The 15,923-nt window shown below is 71.7% G+C and carries 15 protein-coding genes and 1 pseudogene; 7 read left to right on the top strand and 9 right to left on the bottom strand.

Translation table 11 applies throughout. From position 1 onward, the window contains the following. Positions 1-69: 69 nt before the first annotated feature. The 6 genes from D581_RS0124520 to D581_RS0124500 all read right to left on the bottom strand — a co-directional run bounded on the left by D581_RS0124520 (position 70) and on the right by D581_RS0124500 (position 4,771). On the bottom strand, positions 70-870 hold the full coding sequence (locus tag D581_RS0124520) for a phosphotransferase (RefSeq protein ID WP_026290868.1): 801 nt from the start codon (positions 868-870) through the stop codon (positions 70-72). Then, entirely contained in the window at positions 867-1,565 is a 699-nt protein-coding gene (locus tag D581_RS01000000137650; protein WP_018959834.1) for an HAD-IA family hydrolase, read from the bottom strand. The genes D581_RS0124520 and D581_RS01000000137650 overlap by 4 nt, the downstream gene beginning before the upstream one ends. A 270-nt stretch (positions 1,566-1,835) precedes the next feature. After that, positions 1,836-1,946 (bottom strand): peptidoglycan-binding domain-containing protein, encoded by a 111-nt coding sequence (locus tag D581_RS1000000140000; protein ID WP_469225445.1) that lies wholly within the window; start codon positions 1,944-1,946, stop codon positions 1,836-1,838. A 173-nt stretch (positions 1,947-2,119) separates the two neighbouring features. Next, positions 2,120-2,974 carry an alpha/beta fold hydrolase gene (locus tag D581_RS0124510; RefSeq protein ID WP_018959833.1) on the bottom strand — a complete coding sequence of 285 codons (855 nt, stop codon included), beginning with the start codon at positions 2,972-2,974 and terminating at the stop codon, positions 2,120-2,122. A 192-nt stretch (positions 2,975-3,166) separates the two neighbouring features. Then, positions 3,167-3,964: a hypothetical protein gene (locus D581_RS0124505; RefSeq protein ID WP_026290867.1), complete on the bottom strand. Its 798-nt coding sequence runs from the start codon at positions 3,962-3,964 to the stop codon at positions 3,167-3,169. Positions 3,965-4,354: 390 nt separating this feature from the next. Beyond that, entirely contained in the window at positions 4,355-4,771 is a 417-nt protein-coding gene (locus D581_RS0124500; protein WP_486585875.1) for an ankyrin repeat domain-containing protein, read from the bottom strand. 229 nt (positions 4,772-5,000) lie between these two features. Between D581_RS0124500 and D581_RS1000000141360 the strand changes: the two are divergent. The 6 genes and pseudogenes from D581_RS1000000141360 to D581_RS0124470 all read left to right on the top strand — a co-directional run. Continuing rightward, a pseudogene (locus D581_RS1000000141360) lies at positions 5,001-5,165 on the top strand (DUF4158 domain-containing protein); the annotation flags it as partial. A 534-nt stretch (positions 5,166-5,699) separates the two neighbouring features. Then, positions 5,700-7,340 (top strand): eCIS core domain-containing protein, encoded by a 1,641-nt coding sequence (locus D581_RS0124490; protein ID WP_018959829.1) that lies wholly within the window; start codon positions 5,700-5,702, stop codon positions 7,338-7,340. A gap of 173 nt (positions 7,341-7,513) precedes the next feature. Beyond that, positions 7,514-8,239, top strand: a complete 726-nt coding sequence (locus D581_RS0124485; RefSeq protein WP_018959828.1) for a class I SAM-dependent methyltransferase — start codon at positions 7,514-7,516, stop codon at positions 8,237-8,239. Between the two features lie 192 nt (positions 8,240-8,431). Beyond that, positions 8,432-8,899 (top strand): helix-turn-helix domain-containing protein, encoded by a 468-nt coding sequence (locus D581_RS0124480; RefSeq protein ID WP_018959827.1) that lies wholly within the window; start codon positions 8,432-8,434, stop codon positions 8,897-8,899. Between the two features lie 35 nt (positions 8,900-8,934). Next, on the top strand, positions 8,935-9,630 hold the full coding sequence (locus tag D581_RS0124475) for a hypothetical protein (RefSeq protein ID WP_018959826.1): 696 nt from the start codon (positions 8,935-8,937) through the stop codon (positions 9,628-9,630). A 146-nt stretch (positions 9,631-9,776) separates the two neighbouring features. Then, positions 9,777-10,115, top strand: coding sequence for a DUF2516 family protein (locus D581_RS0124470; RefSeq protein ID WP_018959825.1), 339 nt, complete (start codon positions 9,777-9,779; stop codon positions 10,113-10,115). Here D581_RS0124470 and D581_RS0124465 read toward each other — a convergent pair. From D581_RS0124465 to D581_RS0124455, 3 genes are all read right to left on the bottom strand, one after another. Continuing rightward, positions 10,097-11,518 (bottom strand): PP2C family protein-serine/threonine phosphatase, encoded by a 1,422-nt coding sequence (locus D581_RS0124465; protein WP_018959824.1) that lies wholly within the window; start codon positions 11,516-11,518, stop codon positions 10,097-10,099. The two genes, D581_RS0124470 and D581_RS0124465, sit on opposite strands and share 19 nt — an antisense overlap. Positions 11,519-11,963: 445 nt before the next feature. Then, positions 11,964-13,040 (bottom strand): C40 family peptidase, encoded by a 1,077-nt coding sequence (locus tag D581_RS0124460; RefSeq protein WP_018959823.1) that lies wholly within the window; start codon positions 13,038-13,040, stop codon positions 11,964-11,966. A 335-nt stretch (positions 13,041-13,375) separates the two neighbouring features. Next, a complete protein-coding gene (locus tag D581_RS0124455) occupies positions 13,376-14,161 on the bottom strand; it encodes a methylase (RefSeq protein ID WP_018959822.1) in 786 nt (261 codons plus the stop codon). Between the two features lie 322 nt (positions 14,162-14,483). On the opposite strand from D581_RS0124455, the gene mshA reads away from it, so the two are divergent. Continuing rightward, positions 14,484-15,884 carry a D-inositol-3-phosphate glycosyltransferase gene (mshA, locus tag D581_RS0124450; protein ID WP_018959821.1) on the top strand — a complete coding sequence of 467 codons (1,401 nt, stop codon included), beginning with the start codon at positions 14,484-14,486 and terminating at the stop codon, positions 15,882-15,884. Positions 15,885-15,923 lie beyond the last annotated feature (39 nt).

Below are 15,923 nucleotides of genomic sequence, written 5' to 3'. Positions count from 1 at the left end.
CCGCAGCCGCGCGGTGGCGATGGTCGGTGGGTCAGACCCCGCCGGGGAACGCTCACGTAATCCTCACTCTCAGTCGGCGAGCAGGGCCGCGGTCAGTGCGGGGCGGTGGTCCGCCAGCCAGGTCTGGTGCCGGTCCCACACCGCGCGCCCGTTCTCCGCGTACGCCGCCGCGTACGCCGCGTCCCCCCGCTCCACCCGCAGCTCGACGAACGCCCGGCACACCGCTGTGGCTTGCTCGATCACCCGGGGCAGGGCGGCCCGGTCCGCGCGCCCGAGTCCGTAACCGTCGGCCAGGACGCGCAGACGGTGCGGCGGGTCGAGGCCGGCGCGGCCCCGCATCGGCGCCCAGTAGCGCGCCGCCATGGCCACGTCCCACACCGGGCGGCCGGGCGCGGCCAGGTCGAAGTCGATGAGCGCGGCGGCGCGGCCGCCCCGGAACACCACGTTCTCCAGGCACACGTCGTTGTGGCAGACCACCGCGCCGGGAGCCGTCGCCCCCTCCGGGTCGGCCAGGTCGCCGGGCCAGCCGGCCACGTGGCCGGACGGAACGGCCGCCGCCGCGTCGTGCATGCGCCGGAGCAGCGCCCCCACGGAGCGCAGGGCCGCGTCCGTCCAGGCCCAGGGCGGGTGCGGGGCGACGGCGACCTCGCCGGGGACGTACGAGAGCCGCTCGCGACGCCCGGAGGCCGAGACCCCCAGAGGGACGGGTACGCCGTTGAATCCCTGCTCCCGGAGGGCCCGGAGGTGGGCGTGCAGGAGGGCGGCATGCGGTGGGGCGGGGCGTTCGACGGCGTCGCCGTGACGGAGGACGGCTCCGGCGTTGGCCAGTCCGCCCGACAGCACCTCCGGGTCCCGGTGCACCGGGCTCACCGGGCCGGCGCGGCGAGCTGCCGCGCCCCGTCGGTCGCCCCGTCCGCCGCCTCCGCGCTCCCCGCACCCTCGGCGCAAGGGCCCAACGCGCGTCGCAGATCCGCCGGTTCGCGGTAGAGGACGCCGGTCATGCCGAGGGCGGCGGCCGCGTCGACGTTCTCCTGCCGGTCGTCCACGAACAGGCACCGGGCCGGCGGTACGCCCGCCCGCGCGGCCGCGATGCGGTAGATGGCCGGGTCGGGCTTGGCCACCTGCTCCACCGCGCTGCTCACGACCGCGTCGGCCAGGTCGGAAAGGCCCAACAGTGCGAGGTCTGCGTCCAGTTGGAGGGTTGCTTTGGTGACGAGCACCAGGGGGACGTGGGTCCTGGCCCGGCGCAGCAGCGCCACCACCTCCTCGTCGGCCCAGAACGGCGCGTCCGCGAGTGCCCGGCCCAGTGTGTGGGCCCGGTCCGCGCCCACCCGCTCCACGAGCCCGGCGGCGATGGCCGCCACCCAGGCGTCCGGGGTGATCCGACCCAGGAGCAGCGGGAGATCGACCTCCGGCGCGTAGGCGATGTCGGTCGTGGTGCCCTCCGGAAGTCCGGCGGCCCGCTCCAGGGCGGCGAGCGGGGCGGTGTCGTAGAAGCGGACGACGTTGTCGAGATCGCAGAGCACCGCGTCGAAGGCGCGCCCCACGGGGGCGGGAGGGGCCATAGGGGCCGCTGGGGCCGCAGGGGTCGGAGGGGCCAGAGGGGCCACAGGAGGCGCTGCCGGAGTGTCGTTGTCGCCGGGGGCGGGTCGCGTACACATGCCTGGTACTGGACTCCTGCGGTGGGTTTCGGCGTCGGTGCGCCGGGTGCGGAGGGACGTGGTCGACCATAAACGGCCGCCGGACCGTTCATGGCCGACCACTGCCGCCCTTGCGGGCGGCCCGCGGGACATCACGCGTCACCGTGTGTCCCACACTCGGCGGCGGTCAGCCGGTCAGCCGGTCAGCGCCCGCCAGGTCACCGGGCCCGCCTCGCCGTCGGCCACCAGGCGGTTGCCGCTCCGGTAGGCGCGTACGGCGCTCGCGGTACGAGGATCTACCCGCATAGACGATAGGGCCGGGCGGCTGCCCGGTCAGGGGCCCAGGGGCCCACTGGTGGGCCCAACACGCGTATGGGTGAGCCGATTTCCGCTCCGGCCCCGCCTGCCGCTCGGTCCCCGGCGACTCGCGCACCCGGCGGGGGACCCGGGGCGTCCGCTCTCCCCGGCCGGGCGGGCGGTCAGAGCGCCGCGAGGTCGGCGAGCAGCTCGGCGGCGGGCTTCGGGTGGACGAGCCAGCGCAGATGACTGCCGGCGAGCGTCCGGACGTCGAAGGGGTTGTCGGGCGTGAGCGCGTCGGCCTCGCGGATCATGCGGTCCTGCGCGGCGGGCGGAACACTGGCGTCGGCGGCCAGGCGGACGTAGGTCCTGGGTATCCGGCCCCAGGTCGTGGCCTGTGCCCGGTCGGCTGCCGTACCGGCGTCGAGGTTCTCGTCGCACTGGAAGGTACTGAGGAAGGTCCGGAACTCGTCATCGGTGAGGTCGGCGGCGAAGGCCTGCTTGAGCGCAGCGAGCGTTGTCGGGTCGGCCGTGCGGAAGTTGAAGCGCAGCAGCCCGAGTTCGGCCGGGTTCCCGACGAGTGCGCCGGTGAGGGCTCCCGCGTCGACGTCGGCCATCTCCGGCTGGGCGTAGTAGCCGCCCACCTCCAGCTCGACGGGGCACCAGGCGGAGACGTAGACGATCCGGTCGATCAGGTCGGGCCGGGCGTTGGCGACGGCGGTGGTCGTGATGCCGCCCCTGCTGTGGGCGACGAGGACGGTGGGGCCGTTCCGCTTGGCCCGTTCGAGGACGTCGATCACGCGGGCGGCGTTGTCCGCGAGCGTGACTCCCTTGATGCCTCCCGGCTCCGTGGCCAGCGCGTCCAGATCCTGGGGGGCCTGGAAGGAGGCCGGCGACGTCGCCCCGAATCCGTGCCCCGGAAGGTCGACCGCGGCCGAGCGGTGCCCGAGCAGGGCGAGTTCGGCCTGGAGGGGCGCGAACGAGAACGAATTCGCGAAGGCGCCGTGGACGAGGATGAACGTCGGTTGAGTATGCATGCTTCAGCCTCCAACAGAACGATCTTCGGAACAAGATCCGGGGTCGAGACGACGGGGCCGCTGACCGGCCTGCCCCAGAGGCACCCCGGTCACCCGGTCACCCGGTCACCCGGTCACCGGATCCGCCGGCGGGAAGGCGCGCGCCGTGAACCTTGGGGCGGTCCCGGGTGGTCCCGGGCGGCCGCGGGCGGTTCAGAGCGGGAGCACGGGCCGGGTGGAGAAGCTCTCGTAGAGCCCTTCGCCGTCCGGGCCGTACGCGAGCTCGGCCATGGAGGGGTCGCGGCTGGCCGTGGCCAGGGGCAGCCACGCCAGCACCCAGCCGTACCCTCCGCACACCGACTCGCCACCGTCACCCCCATGGGCCGCGGTGACGTCGCTCGTCAGCTCGGCGCTGTAGGTGTCGTGGGCGATGCGTAGGCCGAAGCCGCTCAGTTGCTGATGCGGGCCGGTGTCGTCGCCGTAGGGGATGCTGCCGATGGGGAAGTCGTTGCCCCACCGGAACAGCGTGTCCGCTCCGGCTCCGCAGGCGTGTTCCCACTCGTCGGAGCTCGGCATCCGCAGGCCGCGAGCCGCGAGGACGGCCGGCATGGCGGCAGGCAGCTCGGTCAGCTTCTCGTCCTGCACGGCCATGAGCACCGTGGCCAAACTGGCGCTCCGGCGGGGGCTGAGCACCTGTGCGAGGTGGGTTCGCAGGTCGGGGCCGTAGCCGTAGCCCTGTTCCAGGCTCTCCGCGTAGTCGGCGGCCTGCTCGGACGTGGGCTGCCAGGTGTCGAGATCGAATCCCAGCGCCACCGTGCCGCCGGGTATCAGGGCGAATTCCTGCCCGTCCCGCTCGATCCGAACCCGGTGCAGCGGAGCACCGAGATGTTCGACGGTCTCCACGACGGTCACCCGGCCATCCACCTGGTGCGCGGCCTCTTGGGCGATGCGACGTGCGGCAGGCAGCTCGAAGGACCGCCACTGGTCGAGAGTGAGATCAGCGAGAGACATGGGCCGAAGTCTCGCACCCGGGTCTGACACGACTCACGGCCGAAGCCCCGCCCCCGGTCGGCCCTGGAAGCCCTGGACCCGCTGTCCGGTCCCCGTGGATGTGGCGGAGATCAGGCCGAGGCTTCGGGGGGTGCCGACAGACAGGCAATGCCACGCGTGGCCGCAACTGTTGGAGCAGAAGCGCTCTCGTCGGCGAACGTGCGGCCGGCTGTGGTCGCTCAGTCCGCCGAGCCGCAAGAGCTTCCCGGCGCGGAGAACCAGCACACGGGTGTCGCCTCCTTCCTCGTCCACATCGGGTACTCGGGAAACTCCACCGGCGCGCCCCGAGGCGCTGATGGCGAAACAGCACGGCCCCTTCCAAGGAGCCGACCCCTCAAGCCGGTCGGGACGCTATCCAGCTGCGCGGCGCCAAGCGATGTGCGCTTCAAGAAGACGAACCGCGATCTCGTGCCGCGTCTGAAAGGCCAGACGCATCGGCGTAAGGCCATCCCGGGACGGCCGTTCGGGATCAGCTCCGTAGGCGAGCAGGACCGCAGTCGCGGCGGCTCCCAGAGGGTTTCCTGTCTGCACCGATCCATCGAGTTCACCGTCGATCGCACGCAACAACGGGGTCCAACCGCTGTACTCGTGGATCTCATCGGGATCGGCACCAGCATCGAGGAGCCGTGTCAGCTCCTCCACATTGCTGATCTCGACAGCTTGGTGAAGCGGAGACAGATCGTTCCCGTCGTTGTCCATGAAGTGCGGCAACCAGTCCTCCAAACCAGCGGAGTCCAGATCGTCCCCTACCCGTAAGACCGTCGCCATCTCACCTGCCCGGAGATCTCCGAGACTGCCCGCACATCACTGCGACGGGACACGTACCCGCTGTCCTGTTTCAGTCAAGACCGACCGGCAGTAGGCGTATGCAGGCGGCGGACAGCCACCCCGGACGTAAGCAGGCACGAGCCCGAGGTGATCATGGAGTTCTCTACGCTCAGTGATCACCGGAGGGCTCGTGCCTGTCCTGCCATCATGCCTGCTCGAACCCCTGTGGGCGGTGGTGAAGCGGTACACCGAGCGGCCGAAGACGGCGTACGAGCACGCGTGGGAGATCCGGGACGCCTACGAGTACCACGAGTACGACGAGTACGACGACGCGGAGTGGTCCCGGCGGTTCCGCACCTTCCTGCACGGGCGGGCGTGGACGCACGCCGAGGGGGTACGCGGGTCGCTGCCGTCACGAACGCGCTTCTCCAGGCCGGAGCTCGGCCTCGTCCAAAACCGCCTCGTAGTCCGGGGGCAGCGGACCGGCGACCTGCGGGCCGGGACCGGCGATGTTCCGCAGTCCGTCCGGCCGGCGGCTTGTCGTACATCGGCCCGAACTGCAAGCAGAGCGTCAAGGCCGACGCTCCGTACTCGGTGCCCGGCGAGGTGGTGAGCGGGAGCCTGTCGGTGGACACGACCTCGCTGTACGTCTGCGCGTCTTCGTACGGGGCGGCGGTCAGGGACATGGGGGCCCAGACTTGTTCGCGACCAGGTCCCAGTCGCTCCCCACCGTCGTCCAGCACACCACCACATCCTCGGGCAACCACTCCCCATCGCCCTGCTGCCGACGACCTGCACCGCACCATCCCGGCAGGTCCGAAGGTCTGCCCTCCCAGCCGCAGACACTGTCCCTCCGTACGCTGCGTCGGCAAGTTCCGCCCTGGTACAAAAAGGGGCTGGATGAAACCAAGCCGGAGAGGGAGTTCCGTTGCGCGATCATGAGAACGACACAGGCTCCAAGGGGGAAAAGGCCGACGGCAGACGTAGCCGGCCCGTTCACGGACCCGACACCGCACCCCCGGACAGGCCGCGCGGCCTGTCCGGCCTACAGACCACGGTCGGCAACGCCGCCGTCGTCCAGATGCTCCGCCGCGCCGGCCACGCCTGGGCGCATGAGGAGCACCAGCATTCGGCCGGCTGCGGCCACCGTCCGGATGAGCAGACGGCCCCCGCGGTGCAGCTCTCCGCCGTGCACAACATCCTGCGCACCCCCGGGCAACCGATGGACGACGCCACCCGCACCGACATGGAAGCCCGCCTCGGCGCCGACTTCTCCGACGTGCGGATCCACAACGACTCGGCCGCCCGCGCCTCGGCCACTGAGATCGGCGCCCGCGCCTACACCTCCGGCAACCACGTTGTCATCGGCACCGGCGGAACCGACAAGCACACCCTCGCCCACGAACTCACCCACGTCATCCAGCAACGCCAAGGCCCCGTCGCCGGAACCGACAACGGCACCGGGCTGAAGGTCTCCGAACCCTCCGACCGCTTCGAACGCGAAGCCGAGGCCAACGCCACCCGCGTCATGCAGCGGTCGGTGCTCTCGCCGGCGCGGACCGAAGGCGGAGTTGGCAGCGGCGCCCGTACCGACGTACCGGTGCAGCGATCGGTCATGCCGGTCGTCGTGCAGCGCGCTGGTTGCTTCGACGGCCTCAGGGCGATCTTGCATCGGCGGTCGCAGCGTCCGGGGTTCGAGTCCCTGGAGTCGATCTGGCGCGAGTACGGCGACGCGATGCTGCCGAATCTGGAGCGGCATGTCCAGGAGCCGCTGACGGCGGAGCAGCGGCAGTCGTTCCAGGGGCGCTGGGAGGAGATCAGGGAGCGGGCTGCCCAGGTCGCGGAGCTTGACCCGGAGCTGTTGGTCGGGGCGCTGCAGGAGATCGGGGACATCCGGCTGAAGGGATCCTCGACAGCGGCCGGCGCGGGGGTCGCTCCCCCAGAGGACGCCCAGCCTGCGACGATCCAGTGGGAAGAAGCAGATCGGATGGTGCAGAACTGGGCTGAACAGCGTGAGCATCCGACGATGGAGCGGATCAAGGAACTCCATCGCGTCCTGGCCAGCGGGCAGGAAAACAACAACGGAGAGGCGGGTCAGTTGCGCGATGCTCCAAGTCCCCCCATGGGTAAGAACGCCTACTTCATCCCGGGGACACATGTCTCGCAGGCGATGCACGAGTTCGTTCGCTGGTACAACGAGGAGGTCAGCAAGTCGGAGGGCGAGCGGATGCCGCCGGTGGAGCTGGCGGCCAAGGTCTACCAGTACCTGGTGAGCATCCACCCATACCGCGACGGGAACGGGCGGCTCAGCCGGCTGGTCATGGACTGGGTCTGCCGTCTGCACGGTCTGCCCGCGCCAGCTCTCGGCGCGGAGGACACCCAGATCGCGGCGTTTGGAAGAACGAAACCCAGCGAAGGAGTGGATCGCCAGGACTCCGCATCGGCCATAGAGGTGGTCGAGACGGTGACGAGCCGTCTGGAGAAGGCTCTCGACATGCTGCTTCGCGAGGCACCGGGCACTGAGCGACTCCCTCGGGAATCTCGGGAGAGCGGCGGGCCGAGCAGCTGAAGCGCCCGTCCAGGCGGCCTTCGAGCGCGCGACCCTTAAGATTCCCGACGGAGTCGGGCAGTGACCTCAGCCCCGCGTCGGCCGAAGATCTCTCGCGGCAGGAAGGCCAACGCCGTTGACACGCGGCGAAATTGAGTAGGCGTCCGAGCTCAGCGGCCCCTACGTTCGGCCGCATGACAGACGAATGTTTTGGACATCCACGGCTCGCCGCGATCTACGACCCACTCGACCCCGATCGCGGCGATCTCGACGCGTACGTCCAGATGACGGAGGAGTTCGGGGCACGTCAAGTGCTGGACATCGGCTGTGGAACAGGCGTGTTCGCGCTTCTGCTGGCTGAACGCGAGATCGAAGTCGTGGGTGTCGATCCCGCTCAAGCGTCCATCGACGTGGCCCGAGCCAAGCCGGGCGGCGAGCGAGTGCGCTGGATCTGTGGCGATGCCACGACACTTCCGCCGATGCGGGTCGACCTGGCAACCATGACCGCGAACGCCGCCCAGCAGATCCTTGATCCGCAGGCATGGCGCGAGACCCTGCGTGGCGCGTACGAAGCACTACAGCCTGGTGGCCGTCTGGTGTTCGAGACCCGGGACCCAGCCAGACGCGCCTGGGAGAAGTGGAACCGCGAAGCCTCATATCGCGTGACGGAGATCCCGGATGTCGGCCCAGTCGAAAGCTGGGTCCAAGTGATCGAGGTGAAAGAGCCGCTGGTGACGTTCCGCTGGACCTATGTGTTCGCTGCCGACGGGGAGGTAATGATGTCGGACTCCACTCTGCGCTTCCGCGAGCGGCAGGAGGTCGAGACGGAGCTGATCACGCAGGGGTACGTGGTGGAGGACGTACGCGACGCGCCCGACAGGCCGGGCAAGGAGTTCGTCTTCGTCGCGCGACGTCCATAGCTCAGCCCCCGAGAGATCTCGCCGCGCACATTGATCGGGACTCAATCACTTCGCCGAGCAGATCCAGCGGGAAACCTCACAAGCACTGGGAACGGACACCCGCCGACGCCACAGGCGCCCAGCACAGTGGCGCGCGACACTTTTGCAAGCATGTGCTTGCAAAAGTTAGCAAGGGTGGGCACTATCGGAGTCATGGCATCACTCAACGTCGGCAATCTCGGGGAGTACCTGCGGGAGCAGCGCCGTGCGGCGCAGCTCTCGCTGCGGCAGCTCGCCGAGGCGACCGGGGTGTCGAACCCGTATCTCAGCCAGATCGAGCGCGGACTGCGCAAGCCCAGCGCGGACGTGCTCCAGCAGGTCGCCAAGGCGCTGCGGATCTCGGCCGAGACCCTGTACGTACGTGCGGGGATCCTCGACGAGCGGGAGCGGGAGGAGCTGGAGACGCGGGCGGTCATTCTGGCCGATCCGTCGATCAACGAGCGGCAGAAGAACGTGCTGCTGCAGATCTACGACTCCTTCCGCCGCGAGAACGGATTCGCCCCCGGCCCCGATGCGGACGCCGACGCGGGCGGCGATGCCGGGCCCCGTGAAGATGCCGGGCCCCGTAACGGCGACGGCGCCGGTGCGGACGCCACCGAAGACCAAGACCCTCACAGCTGAACAGCTGGTTCTGATGATCCGGGAGGACCACAGTCATGGCCATCACCGATGACCTGCGCAAGACCCTCACCGACCCCACCCCCCTCTACTTCGCCGCCGGCACGGCCGACCTGGCCGTGCAGCAGGCGCGCAAGGTTCCGGCGCTGATCGAGCAGCTGCGGGCCGAGGCGCCCGAGCGGATCGACGCGGTGCGCAACACCGACCCCAAGGCCGTGCAGGAGAAGGTGACCACGCAGGCCAAGGAGGCCCAGGCCACCGTGCAGGCGAAGGTCACCGAGGTGTTCGGTTCGCTCGACGCCGCCGACCTGAAGAAGCTGGGCGAGAGCGCTCAGGACCTGGCGCTCCGCAGTGTGGGCGTGGCCGCCGAGTACGCGATCAAGGCCCGGGAGACGTACGAGAAGGTCGCCGAGCACGGCGAGCAGACGGTACGGACCTGGCGCGGGGAGGCGGCCGAGGAGATCGTCGAGATCGCCACCGTCGTCGAGGCGGAGCCCAAGCCGAAGGCCGCGCCCGCCGCCAAGCCCGGAGCGACCAAGGCCGCGCCCGCCGCCAAGCCGTCCGCGACCAAGGCCGCGCCCGCCGCCAAGCCCTCCGCCGCCGAGGCCGCGCCCGCCGCGACCAAGCCCGCCGCTCCGGTGGAGTCCGCCGAGGCCAAGGCCGCGCCTGCCAAGAAGACGCCCGCGCCGCGCAAGCCCGCGGCCAGGAAGACCCCGCCGCCCGCCGGCAAGTGACCCCCACGGGTCCTTCCGGTACGCGGGTCGCGGGACGCGTGACCGGGGCGCGGGGCGGGCACCTTTACGGGTGGCCGGCTCGTTGTCCCGGTACCTTGGCCTTTCCGGCCGCAGGGCGCTCATCCACTCACTAGGCGGTAGACACCATGTTGCTCTCAGCGTTCGGCTCGCTCCTCCAGCTGCTCTATCTGGCGATGCTGGTGCTGGCCGTGGTCGCGTTCGTCTTCGCGGCGACCGCCCGTGAGGACGCCTACCGTGCCGCCGACAAGAAGAAGAAATCCTTCTGGCTGGTGATCCTGGGTGTCGCCGTCGCCGTGAACCTGCTGATCCCGATGCTCTTCCTGCAGCTCGCGGGTGTGGTCGCGTCGATCGTGTTCATGGTCGACGTGCGTCCCGCGCTCAAGGCGGTCTCGGGCGGCGGCGGTGGCCGCAGCGGCGGCTCCAGCAGCGACGGCCCGTACGGCCCCTACAACGGCGGGCGCTGAGCCCTCGCCGCCCTCACGGACGGGGACGGCGGCCGGTCGACGGACGCGGGGTGGGAGCGCGGTGCGCTGCCGCCCCATCGTCGTATCCGCTCCGGATCGCGGCCCAGCAGCAGGACCGCCACGTCGTCGGTCAGCTCGCCGCCGTTCATCTCCCGCACCTCGGCGACCGCCGCCTCCAGCAGCTCCTCGCCCGCCAGCCCCTGCTCCATCCGGCTGTTGACCATCGCGACCATGCCGTCCTGGCCCAGCCGCTCACTGCCGCCGGTCCCCACGCGCCCCTCGATGAGCCCGTCCGTGTACATCATCAGGCTCCAGGCGCCGCCCAGCTCGACCTGGCGGCGCGGCCACCTGGCCCGCGGCAGCAGCCCCAGGGCCGGGCCGCCGTCCTCGTACGGGAGCAGCCGGGCGGGCAGGCCGTGGCGGGCGAGCAGCGGTGCGGGATGGCCGGCCAGGCAGAGTCCGGCCCGCCGCCCGTCGGGGGCGATGTCCACGGTGCAGAGCGTCGCGAAGATCTCCTCGCTCTGCCGCTCGTGCTCCAGCACCTGCTGGAGCGTGGAGAGCAGCTCGTCCCCGCACAGCCCGGCCAGGGTCAGCGCCCGCCAGGCGATCCGCAGCTCGACGCCGAGCGCCGCCTCGTCCGGGCCGTGTCCGCAGACGTCGCCGATCATCGCGTGCACCGTGCCGTCCGGGGTGCGGACGACATCGTAGAAGTCGCCGCCGAGGAGGGCGCGGCTGCGGCCGGGGCGGTAGCGGGCGGCGAAGCTCAGGCCGGAACCGTCCAGCAGCGGGGTGGGGAGCAGGCCGCGTTCCAGGCGGGCGTTCTCCTGGGCGTGCAGCCGGGACTCGGTCAGCTGGTGCTGGGCGATGTCGGCGCGCTTGCGCTCCACGGCGTACCGGATGGCGCGGCTCAGGACGCGCGCGTCCAGCTCGCCCCGGAAGAGATAGTCCTGCGCCCCGACCCGGACCGCCTCGGCCGCCAGCTCCGTGTCGTCCTGCGCGGTCAGCGCGAGGACCGCGTGCAGCGGCGCGATGCGGAGTACGTGGGTGAGGGCCGCCAGCTCGTCGGCCCGCGCGGAGACGGGCTCGGGCAGCTCGGGCAGCTCGGGCAGCGATCCGCCGGACGTGCCGGTGCCTGCCGTCCCGGCGTCCGTGGCGGGCGCGCCGCCCGTGAGGGGCAGCGCCAGGTCCAGCAGGACGCAGTCGACGTCGTCGGTGAGCAGCCGCGCGGCCTCGGTGAGGTTGCGGGCGGTACGGATACGGACCCGAGTCCCGGCCGCTGCCGAGAGTTCGGGGACGGTGATGGTGGTGCCCGCCGGGTCGTCCTCGATCACCAGCAGGGTGAGGTCGCCGTGCGAGGTCTCCGCAGCGGGAACGGCTCGCTGCTGCGGTACGGGTACGGGCATCGGTTCGCGTTTCCTTCCCTCCCCCCGAGGGCGCGGCGGGTCGACGATCGACGATCCGCCAGACGGGGACGATAGCGGTCCGCGGTGGGGGAACGGAATGGCGCACCGGGACCGGCCCCCGCCGGACGCGCCGCCATAAGCCGCGTCCCCACACGGATCCGGCGCGACGGGCGGCCATAACGGCGGATAAGCGCGCATGACAAACATCACGCGCCCACGGGAGGCGGCGTGGCCCCGCTCACGTGGCCCCGCCCACGGCCTCGGGAGGGCCGCGTCCTGGATCGGGCCGCCCCGGTCCCCGCGGTCCTGGGCAGGGGGTCGGCCCTGCGTGTGCGACCGTCCCTGCCGATGCGGCCGGCCGCCGGTCCCGCGTATCGGTCCGGTCGCCGCCGGTCCCGCGTATCGGTCCGGTCGCCGTCGGCCTCGCGTATCCGTCCGGTCGGTCCTACTTGTCCGGGCGGACCACGCCGAGGATCTTCATCGAGCCGGCGCCGGCCAGTGTGACGTTGCGGCCGGGGCGCGGGGCGTGGACGATCTCGCCGTCGCCGACGTACATCCCGACGTGGCTGGCGTCCGCGTGGTAGATGATCAGGTCGCCGGGGCGCATGTCCTGGATGTCGATGCGCGGCAGCAGCCGCCACTGTTCCTGCGAGGTGCGCGGGATCGTGCGCTTCGCCGCCAGCCACGCCTGTGAGGTCAGCCCCGAGCAGTCGTACGAACCGGGGCCCTCGGCTCCCCAGACGTACGGCTTGCCTATCTGCGCCGTCGCGAAGGCCACCGCGGCCGTTCCGCCCTCGCTCGCCTCGCCGCTGACGTCCTTGACGGCGCTGGAGGAGAGCCAGGCGGTCTGGGCCTTGACCGCGGCGTCTCGCTCCAGTTGGCGGAGCCGGTCGCGCTCCGTCTTCTCCAGCTGCGATTCGAGCTTCTCCGCCGCCTTGATCTGGGCGTTGATCTTCTTCTTGGCCTTGGCCTGCTTGACCCGGATCGTCTCCAGCTTTTCCCAGTTGGTGCTGGCGTCCTGGGTGTACGTCTCCAGGTCCTGCTGCGTCTGGGTCAGGTCGGCCAGGAGCGACTTGGACGCCTGCTGGCTCTGGCGGACCTGGTTGAGCCCGTCCAGGAACAGCTTCGGGTCGTTGCTCAGGGCCAGCTGCGCGCCGGGCGGCAGGCCGCCGTTGCGGTACTGCTCGCGGGCCTGGGCCCCGGCCCGGTCCTTCAGGGCGGCGATGCGCGCCTGGCCGTCGACGATCGCCTTGGCCAGCTGCACGATCTCGCCGGACTGCTTCTTCGCCTGCTCCTCGGCGAGGTTGTACGCGTCCGTCGCCGCGCCCGCCTTCCGGTACAGCGTGTCGATCTGCTCGCGGACCTTTTCGAGGTCCGCGTTGGAGTAGCGGGGCGGCGGGCCGGCGGAGGCGGACGGGGAGGGCTCCGGAACCGGGGCGGCCATGGCCTGGCCCGTGGACGTCAGCAGGGCCAGCGCACAGACCAGCGTGATGGCGGCAGTGGCGCGGTGGCGTCGGTTCACGAGCTCCCCCTCCGGTTGTTACTCCGGGCCCGCCTCCGAACGAAGGCGGCAACGTGCATCTGATTTACCGTCAGTAACGTCTCGGCAACGTCGCGATCGTGCCATGTCGTCCCCTAAAGCAACAGGGGCCGACGGTACCTGACGCGCCACATACCGCCCCCACAGGGCTACTTCGTCATGATTGCCCTCAGCTCCCCAGCCCGCCCAGCTCCCCAGCCCGCCCGAGGCACCCGGGGCGCGCTCCGCTGCGACCCGCGTCCTCTCCCCTCACTGGGACGAACGGTGCCCCTGCGGCGTTCCCGGAGCGGAGGAGTTCTGCCCTTCCGGGCAAGGTCTCAGTGGCTGTTGGGCCGCAGCGCGCCCCACGGCACGGTGATCTCGCCCTGCCGCCAGCGCCGTACCCCGTCCGCCACCGGCCAGTCGGCCGACACCGCCCGCACCGCCGCGATCCAGCGCTGCCGTGCGCCGAGCGAGGCGTACGGGGAGGCCGTCGCCCAGGCCCGGTCGAAGTCCCGCAGGAACGCGTGGACCGGCTCACCCGGAACGTTGCGGTGGATCAGTGCCTTCGGCAAACGTTCCGCGAGGTCCGAGGGGCGCTCCAGCGAGCCGAGCCGAGTCGCGAAGGTGACCGTGCGCGGCCCCTCGGGGCCCAGCGCCACCCAGACGTGCCGGCGCCCGATCTCGTCACAGGTCCCCTCCACGAGGAGCCCGTCCGGGGCGAGGCGGGAGCACAGCCGCCCCCAGACCTCGGCGACCTGGTCCTCGTCGTACTGGCGCAGCACGTTCGCCGCCCGGATGAGCAGCGGCCGGACGTCCAGCGGAACCTCGAAGCCGCCGTGTACGAAGGTGAGGCCCTCGCGGGCGTACGGCTGCGCGGCGGCGACCCGCTCCGGGTCGATCTCGATGCCCGCCACGACGGTGCGCGGCTCGGCGGTGCGCAGCCGGTCCAGCAGCTCGACCGCGGTCCAGGGGGCCGCCCCGTAACCGAGGTCGACGGCGACCGGCGTCCCGGCGCGGCGCAGGGCCGGGCCGTGTGCGTCGGCGATCCAGCGGTCCATGCGGCGCAGCCGGTTCGGGTTGGTGGTCCCGCGGGTGGCGGTGCCGATGGGGCGCTGGCGCATGGGGTCGAGCGTATGCGACGGGGTGCCGGCGCATGGGCCGAGCGTGTGCGACGGGGTGCCGGCGCATGGGCCGAGCGTGTGCGACGGGGTGCCGGCGCATGGGCCGAGCGTGTGCGACAGGGCGCCGGCGCATGGGCCGAACGTAGCGACGGGGCGGGGCGCGGTGGCTGCCCGGACGTTCCGCCGTCGCCGCGCGACGCGCCGCCCGGCAACGTAATGATTTGGCAAAGCGGAAATGAAAGACGGGATTCCACTGTTCTCGCCCTTCGGAGGACCCCCGTGCCCTCCGGTCAGCATGCCCCGATCGAGGAGGACCGACGAGGTGAGCCAGTACGTCTCCCGGCTCGGCTCCACCCGCACGGCCGCGCGCCTCAGGTTTCCCGGAGGCTTCTCCGGGGCCTCCCGCAAGCCCCGCCGCATCGCGATGCTCTCCGTGCACACGTCCCCGCTCCACCAGCCCGGCACGGGCGACGCGGGCGGGATGAACGTCTACATCGTCGAACTGGCCAAGCGCCTCGCCGCGATCAACATCGAGGTCGAGATATTCACCCGGGCCACCAACGGCTCGCTGGCCCCCGCGGTCGAGCTGGCGCCCGGCGTCCTGGTCCGGCATGTCGACGCCGGCCCGTACGAGGGTCTCGCCAAGGAGGAGCTGCCCGCCCAGCTCTGCGCCTTCACGCACGGCGTGATGCAGGCCTGGGCCGGTCAGCGCCCCGGCTACTACGACCTCGTGCACTCCCACTACTGGCTCTCCGGCCAGGTCGGCTGGCTCGCCGCCCAGCGCTGGGGCGTCCCGCTCGTGCACGCCATGCACACCATGGCCAAGGTCAAGAACGCCGCGCTCGCCGAGGGGGACACCCCCGAGCCGGCCGCCCGGGTCATCGGCGAGACCCAGATCGTGAACGCCTCCGACCGGCTGATCGCCAACACCGCCGAGGAGGCGGACGAGCTCGTCCGCTTCTACGACGCGGACCCGGCCGCGGTCGCCGTCGTGCACCCCGGCGTCAACCTGGACCGCTTCCGCCCCTTCCCCGAGGGCTCCGACAAGCTCCGTCCCAGGGATGCCCCCTCCGCCCCCTCCGCCCGCGCCGCCGCGCGGGCCCGGCTCGGGCTGCCGCAGGACGCGCTGATCCCGCTCTTCGCGGGCCGCATCCAGCCGCTGAAGGCCCCGGACGTGCTGTTGCGCGCCGTAGCGGTGCTCCTGGACCGGGACCCGTCCCTGCGGTCCCGCATCGTCGTGCCGGTGGTCGGCGGCCCGAGCGGCAGCGGACTCGCCAAGCCCGAGGGGCTCCAGAAGCTGGCCGCCCGCCTCGGCATCGCCGACGTCGTACGATTCCACCCGCCGGTGGGCCAGGACCGGCTCGCCGACTGGTTTCGCGCCGCGTCGGTGCTGGTCATGCCGTCCTACAGCGAATCCTTCGGGCTGGTCGCCATAGAGGCGCAGGCGACCGGCACCCCCGTGGTCGCAGCAGCCGTCGGCGGGCTCCCGGTGGCGGTGCGCGACGGGGTCGGCGGCTTCCTGGTGCAGGGGCACGAGCCGGAGGCGTACGCTCGCGCGCTCGGGCGGTTCGCGGACGCGCCGGAGCTCGTGGAGCGGATGGGGGCGGCCGCCGCGGCGCACGCCCAGTCCTTCGGCTGGGACACGGCCGCCTCGGCGACCGCCGACGTGTACACGGCCGCGCTCTGCGACCACCGCCGCCGGGCCCGGGCGCACCACGGCTGAGCCCGTCCCGTGTGTCCCGGCGCTCTGTCGTAGGCTCGC

This window comes from Streptomyces sp. CNB091 (assembly GCF_000377965.1).
This window is presented reverse-complemented; position numbering and strand designations above follow the sequence as displayed.

Bases quoted from the DNA above. Each gene is read 5' to 3' on its own strand.
- D581_RS01000000137650 (WP_018959834.1), bottom strand. From the start codon at position 1,565: ATGGCCCCTCCCGCCCCCGTGGGGCGCGCCTTCGACGCGGTGCTCTGC.
- D581_RS1000000140000 (WP_469225445.1), bottom strand. From the start codon at position 1,946: ATGCGGGTAGATCCTCGTACCGCGAGCGCCGTACGCGCCTACCGGAGC.
- D581_RS0124510 (WP_018959833.1), bottom strand. From the start codon at position 2,974: ATGCATACTCAACCGACGTTCATCCTCGTCCACGGCGCCTTCGCGAAT.
- D581_RS0124505 (WP_026290867.1), bottom strand. From the start codon at position 3,964: ATGTCTCTCGCTGATCTCACTCTCGACCAGTGGCGGTCCTTCGAGCTG.
- D581_RS0124500 (WP_486585875.1), bottom strand. From the start codon at position 4,771: ATGGCGACGGTCTTACGGGTAGGGGACGATCTGGACTCCGCTGGTTTG.
- D581_RS0124485 (WP_018959828.1), top strand. From the start codon at position 7,514: ATGACAGACGAATGTTTTGGACATCCACGGCTCGCCGCGATCTACGAC.
- D581_RS0124480 (WP_018959827.1), top strand. From the start codon at position 8,432: ATGGCATCACTCAACGTCGGCAATCTCGGGGAGTACCTGCGGGAGCAG.
- D581_RS0124475 (WP_018959826.1), top strand. From the start codon at position 8,935: ATGGCCATCACCGATGACCTGCGCAAGACCCTCACCGACCCCACCCCC.
- D581_RS0124470 (WP_018959825.1), top strand. From the start codon at position 9,777: ATGTTGCTCTCAGCGTTCGGCTCGCTCCTCCAGCTGCTCTATCTGGCG.
- D581_RS0124465 (WP_018959824.1), bottom strand. From the start codon at position 11,518: ATGCCCGTACCCGTACCGCAGCAGCGAGCCGTTCCCGCTGCGGAGACC.
- D581_RS0124455 (WP_018959822.1), bottom strand. From the start codon at position 14,161: ATGCGCCAGCGCCCCATCGGCACCGCCACCCGCGGGACCACCAACCCG.